The sequence below is a fragment of the Escherichia sp. Marseille-Q3837 genome (assembly GCF_916618735.1).
Lineage (GTDB): Bacteria > Pseudomonadota > Gammaproteobacteria > Enterobacterales > Enterobacteriaceae > Escherichia > Escherichia ruysiae.
This window is the reverse complement of the sequence record NZ_CAKAKC010000001.1, coordinates 1,263,024-1,281,589: the sequence shown is the minus strand read 5'-3', so window position 1 is coordinate 1,281,589 and position 18,566 is coordinate 1,263,024. Positions and strand designations below refer to the sequence as shown.

The 18,566-nt window shown below is 52.8% G+C and carries 17 protein-coding genes; 5 read left to right on the top strand and 12 right to left on the bottom strand.

The features are described from left to right. Positions 1-37: 37 nt before the first annotated feature. A complete protein-coding gene (gene lexA / locus LG381_RS06010; RefSeq protein WP_000646078.1) occupies positions 38-646 on the bottom strand; it encodes a transcriptional repressor LexA in 609 nt (202 codons plus the stop codon). A gap of 109 nt (positions 647-755) precedes the next feature. Beyond that, positions 756-1,124, bottom strand: a complete 369-nt coding sequence (gene dgkA / locus LG381_RS06005) for a diacylglycerol kinase (protein ID WP_000002906.1) — start codon at positions 1,122-1,124, stop codon at positions 756-758. 169 nt (positions 1,125-1,293) lie between these two features. Between dgkA and plsB the strand changes: the two genes are divergently transcribed. Next, complete coding sequence (gene plsB / locus LG381_RS06000) at positions 1,294-3,717, top strand: glycerol-3-phosphate 1-O-acyltransferase PlsB (protein ID WP_016159874.1); 2,424 nt, start codon at positions 1,294-1,296, stop codon at positions 3,715-3,717. 166 nt (positions 3,718-3,883) lie between these two features. On the opposite strand, the gene ubiA is transcribed toward plsB, so the two are convergent. The 5 genes from ubiA to malK form a co-directional block, all read right to left on the bottom strand. Continuing rightward, on the bottom strand, positions 3,884-4,756 hold the full coding sequence (gene ubiA / locus LG381_RS05995) for a 4-hydroxybenzoate octaprenyltransferase (protein ID WP_000455237.1): 873 nt from the start codon (positions 4,754-4,756) through the stop codon (positions 3,884-3,886). Positions 4,757-4,768: 12 nt separating this feature from the next. Beyond that, on the bottom strand, positions 4,769-5,266 hold the full coding sequence (ubiC, locus tag LG381_RS05990) for a chorismate lyase (protein WP_000019215.1): 498 nt from the start codon (positions 5,264-5,266) through the stop codon (positions 4,769-4,771). A gap of 179 nt (positions 5,267-5,445) precedes the next feature. Then, positions 5,446-6,384: a maltose operon protein MalM gene (gene malM, locus LG381_RS05985; protein WP_010344810.1), complete on the bottom strand. Its 939-nt coding sequence runs from the start codon at positions 6,382-6,384 to the stop codon at positions 5,446-5,448. Positions 6,385-6,625: 241 nt separating this feature from the next. Beyond that, complete coding sequence (lamB, locus tag LG381_RS05980) at positions 6,626-7,966, bottom strand: maltoporin LamB (protein WP_000973648.1); 1,341 nt, start codon at positions 7,964-7,966, stop codon at positions 6,626-6,628. Positions 7,967-8,038: 72 nt separating this feature from the next. Next, positions 8,039-9,154 carry a maltose/maltodextrin ABC transporter ATP-binding protein MalK gene (malK, locus tag LG381_RS05975; RefSeq protein ID WP_000179160.1) on the bottom strand — a complete coding sequence of 372 codons (1,116 nt, stop codon included), beginning with the start codon at positions 9,152-9,154 and terminating at the stop codon, positions 8,039-8,041. Positions 9,155-9,518: 364 nt separating this feature from the next. On the opposite strand from malK, the gene malE reads away from it, so the two are divergent. The 3 genes from malE to malG all read left to right on the top strand — a co-directional run bounded on the left by malE (position 9,519) and on the right by malG (position 13,403). Beyond that, complete coding sequence (malE, locus tag LG381_RS05970; RefSeq protein ID WP_222680064.1) at positions 9,519-10,709, top strand: maltose/maltodextrin ABC transporter substrate-binding protein MalE; 1,191 nt, start codon at positions 9,519-9,521, stop codon at positions 10,707-10,709. Positions 10,710-10,953: 244 nt separating this feature from the next. Continuing rightward, a complete protein-coding gene (malF, locus tag LG381_RS05965) occupies positions 10,954-12,498 on the top strand; it encodes a maltose ABC transporter permease MalF (RefSeq protein ID WP_225762140.1) in 1,545 nt (514 codons plus the stop codon). 14 nt (positions 12,499-12,512) lie between these two features. Continuing rightward, positions 12,513-13,403 (top strand): maltose ABC transporter permease MalG, encoded by an 891-nt coding sequence (malG, locus tag LG381_RS05960; protein WP_001252058.1) that lies wholly within the window; start codon positions 12,513-12,515, stop codon positions 13,401-13,403. Positions 13,404-13,496: 93 nt separating this feature from the next. Here malG and psiE read toward each other — a convergent pair whose 3' ends face one another. Then, positions 13,497-13,907, bottom strand: a complete 411-nt coding sequence (psiE, locus tag LG381_RS05955; protein WP_000202902.1) for a phosphate-starvation-inducible protein PsiE — start codon at positions 13,905-13,907, stop codon at positions 13,497-13,499. Positions 13,908-14,182: 275 nt separating this feature from the next. On the opposite strand from psiE, the gene LG381_RS05950 reads away from it, so the two are divergent. Further along, positions 14,183-14,461 (top strand): hypothetical protein, encoded by a 279-nt coding sequence (locus LG381_RS05950; RefSeq protein ID WP_010344805.1) that lies wholly within the window; start codon positions 14,183-14,185, stop codon positions 14,459-14,461. A gap of 46 nt (positions 14,462-14,507) precedes the next feature. Here LG381_RS05950 and LG381_RS05945 read toward each other — a convergent pair whose 3' ends face one another. The 4 genes from LG381_RS05945 to yjbE form a co-directional block, all read right to left on the bottom strand. After that, positions 14,508-16,604 carry a YjbH domain-containing protein gene (locus LG381_RS05945; protein WP_225762139.1) on the bottom strand — a complete coding sequence of 699 codons (2,097 nt, stop codon included), beginning with the start codon at positions 16,602-16,604 and terminating at the stop codon, positions 14,508-14,510. After that, positions 16,604-17,341 carry a capsule biosynthesis GfcC family protein gene (locus tag LG381_RS05940; RefSeq protein WP_225762138.1) on the bottom strand — a complete coding sequence of 246 codons (738 nt, stop codon included), beginning with the start codon at positions 17,339-17,341 and terminating at the stop codon, positions 16,604-16,606. The genes LG381_RS05945 and LG381_RS05940 overlap by 1 nt, the downstream gene beginning before the upstream one ends. Beyond that, positions 17,338-17,976: a YjbF family lipoprotein gene (locus tag LG381_RS05935; protein ID WP_012602636.1), complete on the bottom strand. Its 639-nt coding sequence runs from the start codon at positions 17,974-17,976 to the stop codon at positions 17,338-17,340. The genes LG381_RS05940 and LG381_RS05935 overlap by 4 nt, the downstream gene beginning before the upstream one ends. A gap of 186 nt (positions 17,977-18,162) precedes the next feature. Then, positions 18,163-18,405: an exopolysaccharide production protein YjbE gene (yjbE, locus tag LG381_RS05930; RefSeq protein ID WP_225762137.1), complete on the bottom strand. Its 243-nt coding sequence runs from the start codon at positions 18,403-18,405 to the stop codon at positions 18,163-18,165. Positions 18,406-18,566 lie beyond the last annotated feature (161 nt).

Below are 18,566 nucleotides of genomic sequence, written 5' to 3'. Positions count from 1 at the left end.
CCGCGACGCCAGGCGGCATCGCGGTATCAGAGATCTGTTACAGCCAGTCGCCGTTGCGAATAACCCCAACCGCCAGCCCTTCAATGGTGAAGCTCTGCTGACGAAGGTCAACGACAATCGGTTTAAACTCGCTGTTTTCTGGCAATAATTCGACTTTATTGCCCTGTTTTTTCAGACGCTTAACGGTAACTTCGTCATCAATACGTGCGACAACGACCTGACCATTACGTACATCCTGAGTTTTATGCACTGCCAGCAAGTCACCATCCATAATGCCGATATCTTTCATCGACATTCCGCTGACGCGCAGCAGGAAATCGGCATTCGGCTTGAACAAGGAAGGATCGACCTGATAATGACCTTCAATATGCTGCTGCGCCAGAAGCGGTTCACCGGCAGCCACACGACCTACCAATGGCAACCCTTCTTCCTCTTCCTGCAACAAACGAATCCCACGCGATGCGCCGGAAACAATTTCAATTACGCCTTTGCGTGCCAACGCTTTCAGATGTTCTTCTGCCGCGTTTGGGGAACGGAACCCCAAACGCTGCGCGATTTCCGCACGCGTCGGCGGCATACCTGTCTGGCTGATGTGATCACGAATGAGATCAAACACCTCTTGTTGCCTGGCCGTTAACGCTTTCATTCCGCCCCCTGGGTGTATATACAGTTATGCTGTGAGTATATACAGCAAAAGGCGATTTTGGAACCATAAACTACACAATAAACCAGAGATTTATCGAATTCTGGAAGGGTTATCCAAAATGCGACCATAACAGAATGACCCAGGTTGCCACAGCGACGATAATCGCGATCAGCACCGCTGCGGACCCCATATCTTTCGCCCGCCCGGAAAGTTCGTGGTATTCAGAGCCAATACGATCAACCACCGCTTCGATGGCGCTATTAAGAATTTCCACAATCATCACCAGCATGACGGAGCTGATAAGCAGCACGCGGGTAATTGCGTCCACATCCAGCCAGCAAGCGATGACCACCGCCAACAATACCGCCACGCCTTCCTGACGGAATGCCGCTTCGTTGATCCATGCAGCGCGTAAACCTTTCCAGGAATAGCCAGCGGCTTTGATAATTCGAGTGAATCCAGTGGTATTATTGGCCATTGAAAGAACCTTTTTACATTATGAGCGTCAATATCAGTGTACCGTTGAATCCGATGATTCCGGTAGCGTAGCGCCGCGCGAAACAAGAGCGGATACCACAGAATTTCCCATGACTTTCTGCTATCCTTCCCGCGCATTTGCATTATTAACCAGAGGCTTTACATCGTTTATGTCCGGCTGGCCACGAATTTACTACAAATTACTGAATTTACCATTAAGCATCCTGGTAAAAAGCAAGTCTATTCCGGCAGATCCTGCCCCGGAATTGGGGCTCGATACCTCTCGTCCAATTATGTACGTTTTACCGTACAACTCAAAAGCGGATTTGCTGACGTTGCGCGCCCAGTGCCTGGCGCATGATCTGCCTGATCCATTAGAGCCGCTGGAGGTAGACGGCACGCTACTGCCGCGCTATGTGTTTATTCATGGCGGGCCGCGTGTTTTCACCTATTACACGCCGAAAGAAGAGTCTATTAAGCTGTTCCACGACTATCTCGATCTGCACCGTAGCAACCCAAATCTGGATGTGCAGATGGTGCCGGTATCGGTGATGTTTGGTCGTGCGCCAGGACGTGAAAAAGGCGAAGTAAACCCGCCACTACGTATGCTCAACGGCGTGCAGAAATTTTTCGCCGTACTGTGGCTTGGTCGCGATAGCTTTGTGCGTTTCTCGCCGTCAGTTTCGCTACGCCGCATGGCTGATGAACACGGCACAGATAAAACTATCGCCCAAAAACTGGCGCGCGTGGCGCGTATGCACTTTGCCCGTCAGCGTCTGGCTGCCGTGGGTCCACGCTTGCCTGCTCGTCAGGATTTGTTCAATAAGCTGCTCGCCTCGCGTGCAATTGCCAAAGCGGTAGAAGATGAAGCGCGCAGCAAAAAAATCTCCCATGAAAAAGCGCAGCAGAACGCGATTGCGCTGATGGAAGAGATTGCGGCGAATTTCTCTTACGAGATGATCCGCCTGACTGACCGTATTCTGGGCTTCACCTGGAACCGGCTCTATCAGGGAATCAACGTCCATAATGCCGAACGCGTTCGCCAGCTGGCTCACGACGGTCATGAGTTGGTGTATGTGCCATGCCACCGTAGCCACATGGACTACCTGCTGCTCTCTTACGTGCTGTATCACCAGGGGCTGGTGCCGCCGCATATCGCCGCCGGGATCAACCTGAACTTCTGGCCTGCCGGGCCGATTTTCCGCCGTCTGGGGGCGTTCTTTATTCGCCGTACTTTTAAAGGCAATAAACTCTACTCCACCGTTTTCCGTGAATATCTCGGCGAACTGTTCAGCCGTGGTTATTCCGTTGAGTACTTTGTGGAAGGCGGTCGTTCGCGTACAGGACGTTTGCTTGATCCGAAAACCGGCACACTGTCGATGACCATTCAGGCGATGCTGCGTGGCGGTACGCGTCCTATTACGTTGATTCCGATCTACATCGGTTATGAGCACGTCATGGAAGTGGGTACTTACGCCAAAGAACTGCGCGGCGCGACGAAAGAGAAAGAGAGCCTGCCGCAGATGCTGCGCGGTTTAAGCAAGCTGCGTAATCTCGGTCAGGGCTATGTCAACTTCGGTGAACCGATGCCGTTGATGACCTATCTCAATCAGCACGTACCAGACTGGCGTGAATCTATTGATCCCATTGAAGCTGTGCGTCCGGCCTGGTTAACACCGACGGTCAATAACATTGCTGCCGATCTGATGGTGCGCATTAACAACGCAGGCGCGGCTAACGCCATGAACCTGTGCTGTACTGCGCTGCTGGCGTCACGTCAGCGTTCACTCACTCGCGAGCAATTGACTGAGCAGCTGAATTGTTATCTCGATTTGATGCGCAACGTGCCTTACTCCACGGACTCTACCGTTCCTTCAGCCAGCGCCGGTGAGCTGATTGATCACGCGCTGCAAATGAACAAGTTTGAAGTTGAGAAAGACACCATCGGCGACATTATTATCCTGCCGCGTGAGCAAGCGGTGCTGATGACCTACTATCGCAACAACATTGCGCATATGTTGGTTCTGCCTTCGCTGATGGCAGCGATTGTGACGCAGCATCGGCACATCTCCCGCGAAGTGTTGATGGAGCACGTCAATGTGCTTTACCCAATGCTAAAAGCGGAGCTGTTCCTGCGCTGGGAGCGTGACGAGTTGCCGGGTGTTATTGATGCGCTGGCGAATGAGATGCAACGCCAGGGGCTGATTACGCTGCAAGATGATGAGTTACATATCAATCCGGCGCACTCCCGCACGCTTCAGTTGCTTGCCGCAGGCGCGCGTGAAACGCTGCAACGTTATGCGATTACCTTCTGGCTGTTGAGCGCCAACCCGTCGATCAATCGCGGTACGCTGGAGAAAGAGAGCCGCACTGTGGCACAACGTCTTTCCGTGCTGCACGGCATCAACGCACCGGAGTTCTTCGACAAAGCGGTGTTCAGTTCTCTGGTGCTGACGCTGCGTGATGAAGGATATATCAGCGACAGCGGCGACGCCGAACCGGCAGAAACGATGAAGGTTTATCAGTTGCTCGCGGAGTTGATTACGTCCGATGTACGCTTAACGATTGAGAGTGCGACGCAGGGCGAAGGGTAACTGATGAGCGTTGCCGGATGCGGCGAAAACGCCTTACCCGGCCTACTATGACCTGCAAATTCAATAAATTGCGATGTGTTATGTAGGCCTGATAAGCGCAGCGCATCAGGCAGCATTTCACAGAAAAAAAGCCGGATGACCATGATCATCCGGCTTTTTTACATCATCAGAAATGCCAGTAACTCATTGCCAGCCCTAAAAACAGTACCAGGCCAACATAGTTATTATTCATAAACGCTTTAAAACAGGCTTCACGCTCGCGGTTGGCAATCAGTTTTTGTTGATAAACAAACAGTGCGCCCGCGATCAGTATTGACCAGTAATATCCCCAGCCTAAGCCATTTAACTCGCCGATAATCGCCATCAGCACCAGCACGCCAATCTGCAAAATGCCGATAATCAACTTATCGTATTGTCCAAACAGGATCGCGGTGGACTTAATGCCAATCTTCACGTCGTCATCACGGTCAACCATCGCATACTGCGTGTCGTAAGCCACCGCCCACAGAATATTGGCGAGGAACATTAACCAGCAGCTTAACGGCACCGATTCACTCACAGCGGCAAAAGCCATTGGAATCGACCAACCAAACGCCGCACCCAGCACTACTTGCGGTAAATGGGTATACCGCTTCATAAACGGGTACACCCACGCCAACGCCAGTCCGGCAATCGACAACAGAATGGTCATCGTGTTCAGCGTCAATACCAGTAAGAACGAAATCAGCACCAGCACCACAAATAGCGTTCGCGCCTCTTTCTCCGTCACCGCGCCACTGGGAAGCGGTCGGTTTGCCGTGCGCTTAACATGACCATCAAACTTACGATCAGCATAGTCATTCACTACACAACCGGCGGCACGCATCAGCCAGACGCCAGCGACAAACACCGCCAGGATCCAGAGTTGGGGAACACCGGGTGTCGCCACCCATAGCGCCCATAAAGTTGGCCAGAGCAGCAGTAACGCACCAATTGGCTTATCCGTACGCATTAAGCGGTGAAACGCCAGCAGCTTATTTTGCGTCAGACTCCACTCCATATTTTTTTCCTCTTAGTACAACGGTGATGCCGGTAAAAACAGTTCGGTCAGCAGCAGCGGCTTACCACTTAATCGCAGGCGGGAACGTCGCCCCCAAAGTCCGGCATCACTGCCTATCTCAATAAAGTCACGGGTTAATGTCGATGATGTAAACAGATAGCGTCCTAACGGCGTTTTACCCAAATTTTGTAACGCCAGCTCGGGGCCGCTTAGCGTTGACACAGGAACGACAGTGCGACCGGCAAGCCACGGTTCTCCATCTGCACATAACAAAATCTCACGTAACCAGTAACGGGATTCTTTCGGCAGCAGCGGTAATTCTTCGGGGATTTCATTCTGCTCGACAAACCCTTCGCGGATCATCGTCACGCTCACCGTTTTTCCCTGCTGTTCAAAACGTTTGGTCATGGAATCTTCCAGCAACAACCAGTCGAGCAGTTGCGGTTCCAGCGCAGGGATCTCTGCAAAATAGCGCAGCGCACGCAGTTGCGTTAACGCGGGGTGTGACATGCCGAACTCTCCGTTACATAACGTAAAGGCATTGTATCGCAGAAAAGCGTTAACGGGAGATGTAAAGCATATTAAGTGATCTAATACGCAACAATAACGCAACAATCACAGGAGAGAGAGAAAAAAAGGTGCGCCCGAAGACGCACCAGTTGTTGCAAAATCAGCACTGTGGGGCGTAATTACCCCTTGCCTTTTACACTGCTGATAAAGGTGGAACGGGCAGATGTCGAGCCCAGGCGTTCAGCTTCATCAAGCAGTTTTAACGCCTTATCAACATCACCTTTCGCGACAGCGTTTTTAATCGCGGTATTAAAATAACTTTCCGTGTCGTTGAGCATAGGTTCACTTTTCTTCGCCGGTGCCGGAGCAGGTGCAGCTGCGGCTGGTGCCGTGTAGGTCGCCGGTGCCGCAGTGTTGCCTACCGTAACCGGAGCTGGAGCGGAAGAACCAAACAACGGCCCCACCAACACGCTGGAGCTGGAGTTGGTTTTCACTTTCAGTTTCAGCAGACCATCGGTGGTATGACGGGCAACCGGGTCTGGAATATCCGGCACCGAGTTACCAACACCTTTAGCATAGGCTTTTGCCGGATCGAGCAGTTGTGTCGTCTGCTGGAGATCTTTTTCAGTGGTAAAGACCAGCACATAAAGTTTCTGCTGCCCTAATGCAGGTGTCAGTCGCATAACGCCTTCCAGACGATCTGCACTCATCACGCCAGGTTCCTGGTAGGTGAAATAACTGCTGGGGAAGAAGGCCGATGGTGTCATGTTCTGATCAAGAATCAGCACGTTCGGCGCAAATACGCTGGTTTGTTTGTTCACTTCACTGGTCAGCGTCAGTGTCAGCTCGCCAATGTTTGCCGGGACGCTGTATGCGGCAACCGAACCGCTGATGCCAGGGACGTTCAGTTGTTGACCGCCAGTAGCTAACCGGGTGGTCTGGGTTTTAGATTGATCGACTGGTGTCCAGGTTAATTGTTGCAGCGCGGCAGATGGAATGGCTGGCGCATCGCTGGTGTTTTGCGGTACGTAGTTAACATCGGCAAGGCTGATTCCAGGCGCGCTTGCCAGCAACCCTGCTGATAAACAGAGGGCGATGAGACTTTTATTCATTTTCATTGTTTTCACCTCAAAATCTGGAGTTCAGCGGTAGCCAGGCAATAGCGCGCTTAACCCGATAATCAGAGGGGCTTACGCCCCTTATAAATAATGACAACCTGTTTTATGCCGGATGCGGCGTGAACGCCTTATCCGACCTACATTCGGCAGCAGTTGTAGACCTGATAAGACGCGGCAGCGTCGCATCAGGCGTTGATTGCCGGATGCGGTACAAGCACCTTATCCGGCCTACATATTGCTATTACCACCAGATTTCCATCTGGGCACCGAATGTCCACTCATCGCTATCACCGCGACCGAAGCTACCGCCTTCGAAATTCGCCGGAACAGCTTTGCCGTAGTTCGGGTTGGAAGAGGAGCTACCGTTGTAGTCATAACCCCATTTCTCATCCCACTTGGCGTAGGTTGCGAAGACACGAATAGCCGGGCGTGACCAGATGCTGTCGCCAGCCTGCCATTGTTGTGCGAGGGTGATTTTGTACTGATTGTTCTTGTCGCCAGTGCGCTGGGATTCGACGTTGTCGTAGCCCACTTCCAGCAAGGTACTCATGATAGGCGTCCACTTGTACATTGGACGAATACCGACGGTCCACCATTTGGTGCCGTTGTCGTTATCCCAGTTGATATCCTGGTACATACCCACGTACATCATGTCCCAGTTGTCGCCCATGGAGATCGCACCGTGATCGAGGATACGCAGCAGGTGACCGTTATTGTTGATATTGTAGGCAAATTTTTCGTTATCAAACGCAACGCCAGAACCCTGCGACAGACCTTTACCCTGCGAGGTCATCGAGTCTGTTGCGTACTGAACAACAAACTTGTTGAAGCCTTTCAGGATGCTCTGGGTATGCTCGGCAGTGAACATCCAGCCATCTTTCGATGCGCCATCAACCAGACGATAGTTATCACGCAGGTTAGCGCGACCGTAGTCAACACCCAGCTCCAGGGTGCCGCCCGGGTTGATTTCCATCTGCGCTAAACGCACGTCGAAGACGTCGTTCGCAGTCTCGTTGGTATAGTCATAGATATTGTTGCTGGCGAAAGAAGACGAACCGCCCGCTTCAGAAGAACGCGTTGCTGCCAGAGAAAGTTTACCGAAGCCAACGTCGATGTTTTCCAGACCGGCACCAGGACCAGAAATATCCCAGTAGTAGAAGTCGATCATATGAACGTCATGACGCTGATAGAAACGCTTACCGGCCCAAATAGTGGCGCCTGGCAGCCATTCAATCAGGTTTTTCCCCTGCACGTTCGCTTCACGGAAGGCCGGATCGGTGGCTTCCCAGTCATTCTGTTGTGCTACGGAATAGGCCACGTTAGTGTCGAAATAGAAGCTCTTATCGCCCTCTTTCCACACTTCCTGACCCAATTTTAATTCAGCATAAGTTTCACATTCGTTGCCAAGACGGTATTTACTTTGAGCGCCAGTGGTCTGGAAACACTGTTGTTCACCGCCGCTCCCTGTCCAGCCGATCCCGGAACGAGCGTAACCGTGGAAATCCACAGCCATTGCCTGAGCAGACATTACGCCTGCTGCGACGGCAACCGCCAGAGGAAGTTTGCGCAGAGTAATCATCATTCTATCTCCTGAGTCATTGCTTTTCTTTTTTCACATCGCCTGTCACAGGCTTTGTGTCTTTTTTAGGGGTGCTTAAACGCCCGGCTCCTGATGCAGTCGACGACATGCAGTGCCATCCTCACGGAACAGATGGCAACGCTCTGGCGGCAGGCCGATAGCGAATGTGGCACCTTCTTCTACCAACACCACGTCAGACTGGCGGTACACCAGGTTTTGACGAATGGAAGGGATCTGGATATGAATTTGCGTTTCGTTGCCGAGCTGCTCGACCACCTGAACTTCCCCCTCAAGGATGACGTCGGCGATATCGCTTGGCAGTAAATGTTCCGGGCGAATGCCCAGCGACATGTTGGCGCCGACCTGAACGTTGTGGCTTTCAACCGGCAGCCATACCTGCTGGAGGTTTGGCATCGGCAGCTCAACCTGGACTTGATCGATTGCAACGGCGGTCACTTTTACCGGCAGGAAATTCATTTTCGGTGAACCGATAAAACCGGCGACAAAGCGGTCGGCCGGATAGTGATACAACTCAAGCGGCTTCCCGACCTGCGCCACGCGACCGGCGTCCAGCACCACGATTTTATCGGCCAACGTCATCGCTTCGACCTGGTCGTGGGTGACGTAAATCATCGTGCGCCCCAGGCGTTTATGCAGACGGGAAATTTCGATACGCATCTGTACACGTAGCGCGGCATCAAGGTTGGAAAGCGGTTCATCGAGTAAAAACACGCTTGGCTCGGCCACCAGCGTACGACCAATCGCCACACGTTGACGTTGTCCGCCGGAGAGCGCCTTCGGTTTGCGATCCAGCAAGTGCGCCAGTTGCAGCACTTCCGCCACCTGGTTAACACGCTGGTTGATGACCTCTTTCTTTGCGCCTGCTAATTTCAGGCCAAAAGACATATTTTCTGCCACAGACAGGTGGGGATAGAGCGCATAGGACTGGAACACCATGCCGACGCCGCGTTCTGCTGGCGGGGTATCGTTCATTCGTTTATCACCGATGAACAGGTCGCCGCTGGTGATCGTCTCAAGACCGGCAATCATGCGCAGTAAAGTGGATTTACCGCAGCCAGATGGTCCGACAAACACCACGAACTCACCTTCGTGGATGTCGAGATTGATATCTTTCGATACCACCACATCCCCCCAGGCCTTCGTTACATTTTGCAGCTGTACGCTCGCCATGCCCTTCTCCCTTCGTTACAACCTGTCATCGACAGCAACATTCATGATGCAGTGACTATGCGTCATCGGAAGATGGCTTAAATCCTCCACCCCCTGGCTTTTTTATGGGGGAGGAGGCGGGAGGATGAGAAGGTGGGGTCTGCATACTAATCCGAGGGAAAGTAAGGAAATTCGTGATATTGCTTGCAAAAAACATGGCAATTTTGTGTGCGCCTTACCGCAATACTGCCGTTTCTGCGATGCAGATCACATAAAACGAAGGTGGGGCGTAGGGGCAAGGAGGATGGAAAGAGGTTGCCGTATAAAGAAACTAGAGTCCGTTCAGGCGTTTTCACAAGCACTTCACCAACAAGGACCAGAGATTATGAAAATAAAAACAGGTGCACGCATCCTCGCATTATCTGTTTTGACGACGATGATGTTTTCCGCCTCGGCTCTCGCCAAAATCGAAGAAGGTAAACTGGTAATCTGGATCAACGGCGATAAAGGCTACAACGGCCTCGCAGAAGTGGGTAAGAAATTCGAGAAAGATACCGGAATTAAAGTCACCGTTGAGCATCCAGATAAGCTGGAAGAGAAATTCCCCCAGGTTGCGGCCACTGGCGATGGTCCGGACATTATTTTCTGGGCGCACGACCGCTTTGGCGGCTATGCCCAATCTGGCCTGTTGGCTGAAATCTCCCCAGACAAAGCGTTACAGGACAAGCTGTATCCGTTTACCTGGGATGCTGTACGTTATAACGGCAAACTGATTGCTTATCCGATTGCCGTTGAAGCGTTATCGCTAATTTATAACAAAGACCTGCTGCCGAATCCGCCAAAAACCTGGGAAGAAATCCCGGCACTGGATAAAGAACTGAAAGCGAAAGGTAAGAGCGCGCTGATGTTCAACCTGCAAGAACCGTACTTCACCTGGCCGCTGATTGCTGCCGACGGTGGTTATGCGTTCAAGTATGAAAATGACAAATACAATGTGAAAGACGTTGGTGTGGATAACGCCGGCGCAAAAGCGGGTCTGACCTTCCTGGTTGATCTGGTTAAAAACAAACACATGAATGCGGATACTGATTACTCCATCGCAGAGGCGGCCTTTAACAAAGGTGAAACGGCGATGACCATCAACGGTCCGTGGGCATGGTCCAACATCGATACCAGCAAAGTGAACTACGGTGTGGCGCTGCTGCCGACCTTCAAGGGACAACCTTCCAAACCGTTCGTTGGCGTTCTGAGTGCAGGTATCAACGCTGCCAGCCCGAACAAAGAACTGGCAAAAGAGTTCCTCGAAAACTACCTGCTGACTGACGAAGGGCTGGAAGCGGTAAATAAAGATAAACCGCTGGGCGCCGTGGCGCTGAAGTCTTACCAGGATCAGCTGGCGAAAGATCAACGCATTGCCGCCACCATGGATAACGCCAAGAACGGTGAAATCATGCCGAATATCCCGCAGATGTCGGCCTTCTGGTATGCCGTGCGTACCGCAGTGATCAACGCCGCCAGCGGTCGTCAAACTGTTGATGCCGCGCTGAAAGATGCGCAGGGTCGTATAACCAAGTAATGCTGTGAAATGCCGGATGCGGCGTGAACGCCTTATCCGGCCTACGAAACCGAAGCATATGTAGGCCTGATAAGACGCGTCAGCGTCGCATCAGGCGGTTGTTGTCGGATACGGCGTAAATGCTTCATCCGACCTGGAAAAACGAACTGTACGTAAGCCTGATAAGGCGCGCCAGCGCCACATCAGGCGGTTGTTGCCGGATGCGGTGTAATCATTTATCCGTCCAGGAATGAGGAAGAACCCCATGGATGTCATTAAAAAGAAACATTGGTGGCAAAGCGACGCGCTGAAATGGTCAGTGTTAGGTCTGCTTGGCCTGCTGGTGGGTTACCTTGTTGTTTTAATGTACGCACAAGGGGAGTACCTGTTCGCCATTACCACGCTGATTTTAAGTTCTGCGGGGCTGTATATTTTCGCCAACCGGAAAGCCTACGCCTGGCGCTATGTTTATCCGGGAATGGCAGGAATGGGGCTGTTCGTGCTCTTCCCTCTGGTCTGCACCATCGCCATTGCTTTTACCAACTACAGCAGCACTAACCAGCTAACTTTTGAACGCGCCCAGGAAGTTCTGTTAGATCGTTCCTGGCAAGCGGGCAAAACCTATAACTTCGGGCTTTATCCGGCAGGTGATGAGTGGCAACTGGCGCTCACCGATGGCGAAACCGGTAAGCATTATCTCTCCGATGCCTTTAAATTTGGCGGCGAGCAAAAGCTGCAACTGAAAGAAAGTGCCACACAGCCTGAGGGCGAGCGCGCAAATCTGCGCGTGATTACCCAAAATCGTCAGGCGCTGAGCAACATTACCGCCATCCTCCCGGATCACAACAAAGTGATGATGAGCTCCCTGCGCCAGTTCTCTGGCACACAACCGCTCTACACACTGGGCGATGACGGTACGCTGACCAATAACCAGAGTGGCGTCAAATATCGCCCGAATGACCAGACCGGCTTTTACCAGTCCATCACCGCCGATGGCAACTGGGGCGACGACAAACTCAGCCCCGGTTACACCGTGACTACCGGCTGGAAAAACTTTACCCGCGTCTTCACCGACGAAGGCATTCAGAAACCGTTCCTCGCGATTTTCGTCTGGACCGTGATGTTCTCACTGATCACTGTCTTTTTAACGGTTGCAGTCGGCATGGTGCTGGCCTGTCTGGTGCAATGGGAAGCGTTGCGCGGCAAAGCGGTCTATCGCGTACTGCTGATTCTGCCCTACGCGGTGCCATCGTTTATTTCAATCTTGATTTTCAAAGGGTTGTTTAACCAGAGCTTCGGTGAAATCAACATGATGTTGAGCGCGCTGTTTGGCGTGAAGCCCGCCTGGTTTAGCGATCCGACCACCGCACGGACGATGCTGATTATCGTCAACACGTGGCTGGGTTATCCGTACATGATGATCCTCTGCATGGGCTTGCTGAAAGCGATTCCTGACGACCTGTATGAAGCCTCAGCGATGGATGGCGCAAGTCCATTCCAGAACTTCTTTAAAATCACGCTGCCGCTGCTGATCAAGCCGCTGACACCGCTGATGATCGCCAGCTTCGCCTTTAACTTTAACAACTTCGTGCTGATTCAACTGTTGACCAACGGTGGCCCGGATCGTCTTGGCACCACCACGCCAGCCGGTTATACCGACCTGCTCGTTAACTACACCTACCGTATCGCCTTTGAAGGTGGCGGAGGTCAGGACTTCGGTCTGGCAGCAGCGATTGCCACGCTGATTTTCCTGCTGGTGGGTGCGCTGGCGATAGTGAACCTGAAAGCCACGCGAATGAAGTTTGATTAAGGGAGATAACAAAAATGGCAATGGTCCAACCGAAATCGCAAAAAGCACGTTTGTTTATTACTCACCTGCTACTGCTACTTTTTATCGCGGCGATTATGTTCCCGCTGCTGATGGTCGTCGCAATCTCGCTGCGTCAGGGGAACTTCGCGACCGGCAGCCTGATCCCGGAGCAAATCTCGTGGGATCACTGGAAACTGGCGTTAGGCTTTAGCGTTGAACAGGCCGATGGTCGCATTACGCCACCGCCGTTCCCGGTATTGCTGTGGCTGTGGAACTCAGTAAAGGTCGCCGGGATTTCCGCGATTGGTATCGTGGCGCTCTCCACCACCTGCGCCTACGCTTTTGCCCGTATGCGCTTTCCAGGCAAAGCGACGCTGCTGAAAGGAATGCTGATTTTCCAGATGTTCCCGGCGGTACTCTCACTGGTGGCGTTGTATGCGTTGTTTGACCGTCTGGGTGAGTACATTCCGTTTATCGGTCTGAATACCCACGGCGGCGTTATCTTTGCTTACCTGGGCGGGATTGCGCTGCACGTCTGGACGATTAAAGGTTATTTCGAAACCATCGACAGTTCGCTGGAAGAAGCGGCGGCGCTGGACGGTGCGACACCGTGGCAAGCCTTCCGCCTCGTACTGCTGCCGCTGTCAGTACCGATTCTGGCGGTAGTGTTCATCCTGTCGTTTATCGCTGCCATTACTGAAGTTCCGGTCGCGTCGTTGTTACTGCGTGACGTGAACAGCTACACCCTGGCCGTGGGGATGCAGCAATACCTCAACCCGCAAAACTACCTGTGGGGCGATTTTGCCGCCGCTGCCGTGATGTCTGCATTACCGATCACCATCGTCTTCTTGCTGGCTCAACGCTGGCTGGTCAACGGCCTGACGGCAGGTGGTGTGAAAGGTTAAAGATGTTGTTCTGCCAATGTTATGCCGCTACACCCTCAACTTACGTTATCCCAACTTGTGACTGTTATTCGGCGCTCCCTGGAGCGCCTTTTTTTACTCCCGCTTCAGCCGTTTCGAATTACATAGCCATAGGGTGATCACCAGTAGCAGGATCGCTGCCGAGTAGATCAACACATCCAGTGGCGATTTATGATCGACGATGATCAAGCGCACAATGGCGGTGATCCCGATATAGACAAAGTAACGTAAGGGAAAGTGAAAGCCGGATTGAAAATACTTCACAATCAGGGCAATAAATTCGAAATAGAGAAAGTAAACCACCAGCCCTTCCACCAGCTCATATTTGCTGGTTTGTTCTGGCGCGAACAGCACATCAGCCAGATGCACCGTTTCTTTGCCGAGGAATACGACCAGAATCAGGCCGAGGCACAGCAGGCCAAGATTGAGAACGGTCTGCAAAATGGTGGAGATAAACTCCACGCGCGGACGAGATAACGACGTCATAACAGCCCTCCAACTCAGTGGCGAGCTTCCTGTATAACGCAAAAATGTGACGGGGATCTATATTTTTTGTGTATGTTTTGTTCAACCTGGTGTTAGATGGTGCCTCCCGCCAGCGCCGGATGCGGCGTGAACGCCTTATCCGTCCTACCCGTAGGCCGGATAAGCCGCGTCTGGCGGCGCATCCGGCAAGACACACAGCCCCAAAAAATCACCCATTCAGGTGATTCCCGGCCACCAGCAAAGCGCGAAAAATCGACAATGTTCCTCTGGAACAAATGAAACGTAACCTGATAAAGGTGGTAAAAATGAAGCCTTATTTTGCTGCTTTGTTGTTATCAGTCTCTGTTCTTCCTGCTTTTGCCGGTCCGCTCGGTACTGCTGATAAAGCCGACCTTCCGCAAAGCAATGTCTCCAGCCCAATGATGGCTCAGTCGCTCAGGCAATCAGACCTGCAACCGATATCGACGGACAGGAAGACAGAATGTTTTCGCCTTTACACACCAGATCGCAAACCGGGGGTGAACTGCGTTCCTGATGGCTCGACAGGCCATTAAGAATGAGGGTGCCAGTGATTGCGAAAACTGGCACCTTTCCCACGGCTTAGCGGAAATTCACGCTTCGGTCGCTGGTCATGTCATACAACTGGAACTTACGCCCAAGTTGCTGACCACCGTCACGCGTCAGCGGCGTCCAGCCAATTGCCGCACGGCTGCGTGTCGGGCCAGACGAGAAGAGATCCAACGGCACAGAGACATACACGCCTTTGGTGAAGTCCCCTTCGCCGTACTCCTCTTTCGAAACGTTGGTGATCGTGGCATAGCCGCCAACCACCACGCCGCTGTCAAAGCGTTTAGCGATCTCCAGCGTGCCGCCTTTATCCCCTGCCAGATACTGCCCGACGCTGGCTTTCACTAACACATCCTGAGCGAAAGATGGCGTCCAGTAGGCGGTCAGATGTCCGGTTTTCACGCTGTAGTCGGTGAATTTCATCATATCTTTTGCACTACGCCAGTCGCGCTGTTTAACGTAGTTGGCATCCAAACCAAACGCCCAGTTGCTGTCCAGCGGGCGATACAACACTTCCGCCCCCGCACCGCCAAACATGGTTTCGAGATAACCTCCATAGACCTGACCGTAGAAGCCGTTGCCCAGATGCTGGAAGTAGTTGGCTTGCAGGTTATTCACATAGACATCGTTCTGCACATACTCGCGCACATGGGTACGAACGCGCGGTAAGTGCGAGTCCTGCGGCGGATTGGTGTAGTTAAACTTGTCGTAGTTGTTGGCAAGGTTAGCAAACAGACTACCGGTGGTGAGCAGGTGATCCGTCAGCCACAAATCCGCCGTTCCCATCACGCCCAGTTGGTACATGTAAAAGTTTTCCGGGCCACCAACCGACTGGTTCAGCACCGGATCGATATGGAAATCAAAGCGCGATTTGTCGATATACCAGCCCTGCTCGGTGGACTGCGGAACCACCGGCTCGACGCGTTTTTGCGCCAGCTTCGTTTCATGCCCAAGCGGCTCGCCGACGAGATGATTTTTCAGGCTGGCGACATCGGTTTCCGTCGTCACCTGCGGCATGTTAAGGCGATTTTCCGTAATGCGGATCGTTTTGATCCCATCCGGCAGATCGTTCATCACGATCCGATTAGCACGGATGATCCCTTCGCGCGAATCACGATATTTCACCTGCTCGCCGGTAACATACAGCGTATCGCCTTTCGCCTGGATCTGCGGATCGGCCAGTCCGGCGTTATATTTCAACAGTGTTAGCTGATTCGCCACCACCGAATGCTGCAAAATGGCATCCTGTGGCTGCGGTTGATATTGCGGGCGGGCGTTATCGTTGTACGAAGGACGTAGATCGTTAAAGTTGGTGCGCAACGTAACGCCAAACATAAAGGTGTTACCGCGTTCATAGCTAAGGTTAACGTCGGCCCAATCGGTAACGCGATAAATCGCCCCGACGTTAAACTTACTTTTTTGCTCCAGCTTCCCGGCAAAATCCTGCTGATAATTATTGCCTTCATACTCCAGTTTCAGGCGCAGCGGCTGCCAGGGCGTCTGGTATTCCACACCGCCAAACAGTGAGGCCGGGCCGTGGAACATCTGGCTGCCGTCGATAGATCCTGCCTGTTTGTAGCTGTTATCGCGATAGCAATATTTATCACTGGCTGAACAGAGCGGATTTTTCACGTTACCGCTGGTGCCAAGATATCCCCAGCCCAGGCCGAGCGTAAAATCGAATGGCCCCCAGGCTTTGCTGGCGACAAGGTATTCCGCATCAAACAGCCCCGTACCGCCGATATCTCGCGCACCAACCGCTATCTGCGGCAGCCAGTAACTCTCTTCCCACAAACGCAGTTTGAGATCGAAGGCTTTATCTTTATACGTTTGATTACCAGAGAACGCTTCGACGCTGCTGTACTGCCGGGTGCGCACGTCGGTGTAGCGCAGCGTTGTTTCCAGCCACGGGAAGAGTTGCACTGAAGCAGAGTAATAACGGTACTGATCGTTATCACGATAGTTCAAACTTAATTCCCCTTCCCGCGCCATGCGCGCGGTGGGCGTTTGTAACAGACCGACGCCGCCGAAATCCGATTGCGACGGCCCGATGGGCGCTGGATACGTTTCGCCATAGCAGGCCGTGCTAATGCCCAGCGCCAGTAAGCTAAGCAGATGTCTTTTTTTCATTATTGCGGTATCCGCTGCGTCAGAGTCTGAAAAATGTCGGCGTTCAGGGCATCAGGCGTCTTACTCCAGACGGAGTCCGCCAGGCCAACATAAATAATGCTGCCGGGCATCGGCTCTACGTGACGCTTGTTCCAGTAAGCCACCGGCGCTTTTTGCGTTCGCCCGTCCGGGTAAACCACCCACGCATAGCTGCGATCTGCACCGCTAAGCAGGCTCTGCCCGGAGAGATAGCTCGCTACGTCGCGACCTGGGGTGAATGGCTGATTGCCAGGACGACTGATAAGCCCGAACAGCGTGACCGTTGACGGAGCGGAACCCACCCACAGCGTGTAGTTGCCCTGCAACGGCGGGTTGCCACGTTCCGCAACGCGGACGATATCGGGATCAAGATTGATTTTTTGCCTGCCCGTCACCTTCAACGCCTGAATTTGCTGACGTAAGGCGTTAATCGCGGCGGCATCCTCGGCGCTGGAATCTGTGGCCAGTTCTGCCAGCCGTGTCAGCAACGCCTGCTGCTGCCGCAATGCTGCTGCCGTTGCCAGCTCTTCGCTGATCACCGCACCGGGCCACCAGCTATTCGCCAGTCGCGGTTGCCCCACCAGATCGATTAAATGCTCTGCGCCCGTCAGCGTTTTGGCCTCACTGCTGCCATTGCTGAACACCTTGACGGTGCCCGCCGCAAAGACCGATGACGCTCCCACGCTCAAAATCAACGCGACAATAGTTTGTTTAATCATTGTTTTGCCGCCTTGATGAGAGTGGTTTTCACCGGGAAATAATCCGCGCCAAGATACTGTTCCGACTGGCGAATTTGCCCTTCGCTGTCGATCCAATAGCGGTTATGCCAGCGCGCCTGGTCAGTGAAGACTTCTTCGTCCAGCACGCGAACCGGGGTTTCATCGCTGCCGACCTTGACGGTATCGGTGCCATCCCATTTGAAGACTGAGCGTGCGGTGGCGTAACGTACCTGCTGGTACTCGGTCCAGCCCATCGTGCGCGTCCAGGTTGCACCATCAACAATTTGTGCGGGTTTAATCAGCGGGTCGGCGGCAAGGTTATTTACTTCAATCAGGTTGTCGCCGCCAAGCAAAGTCTTCACCAGACGACCATGTTGTGTGACGAGAGTGGCCTGATCCTGAGTGACCCATTTTTGTTGTCCGTCTTCAGCGAAGGCCAGCACCACAAATAACTGCGGCCCGCCATTAAGCTGCATGTACTGGCTGGCGTAGGGCATATTTTGAATATCATCATCCGTCAGCTGTACGCCTGGCGTGCCGAACAGACTGTCCCACAGTGAATTGCCCAGCTCTTTAGTCGTGGCTGAACAGGCCTGTAATAGCAGGCAGATAAGAATGAGTGCAGGTCGCTTCACGACTCTTCTCCAGAGGGGCAGAATAACCACACCGGAGTGTGGTTATGGTTAATCCCCGTCATACTTCAAGCTGCAGATGCGGTGACCGCACTCGTTCACCCCGGTCACATAGTTATCTATGCTCCCGGGGACTCACTCGCTTGTCGCCTTCCTGCAACTCGAATTATTTTGGGGATACATACGTTATTACTGGGTACTGGTGGTCGTGGTTGTGGTGGTTCCGGTATTAGAACCATCACCGCCGCCAGTTGCCGCGAGTGCGACACCCACCGCCGAGCTTACGGTGCTGACGCTGGTCGCGGAGGAACTGCCCACCGAAACCGACGTTGCTGCCGACCCTGCCGCTTCGCCCACCTGTACAGGTGCAGCCCACGCAGAAGTCGCCGCAAGCGCAGATATGGCTAAAATGCCATACAGAACTTTTCTCATAACAATTTCCCTTCATTGAATGAATGGAGATTTACCCAAAAACATTTCGGGCGGGATCGAGTATACACAACTAAAGCATGTGAATTACGGCGCGAGGAATTAGTGGTGGGGTTTTAGGATAATTGGAATAAATATCAATTATATATTTTTTATTATATATA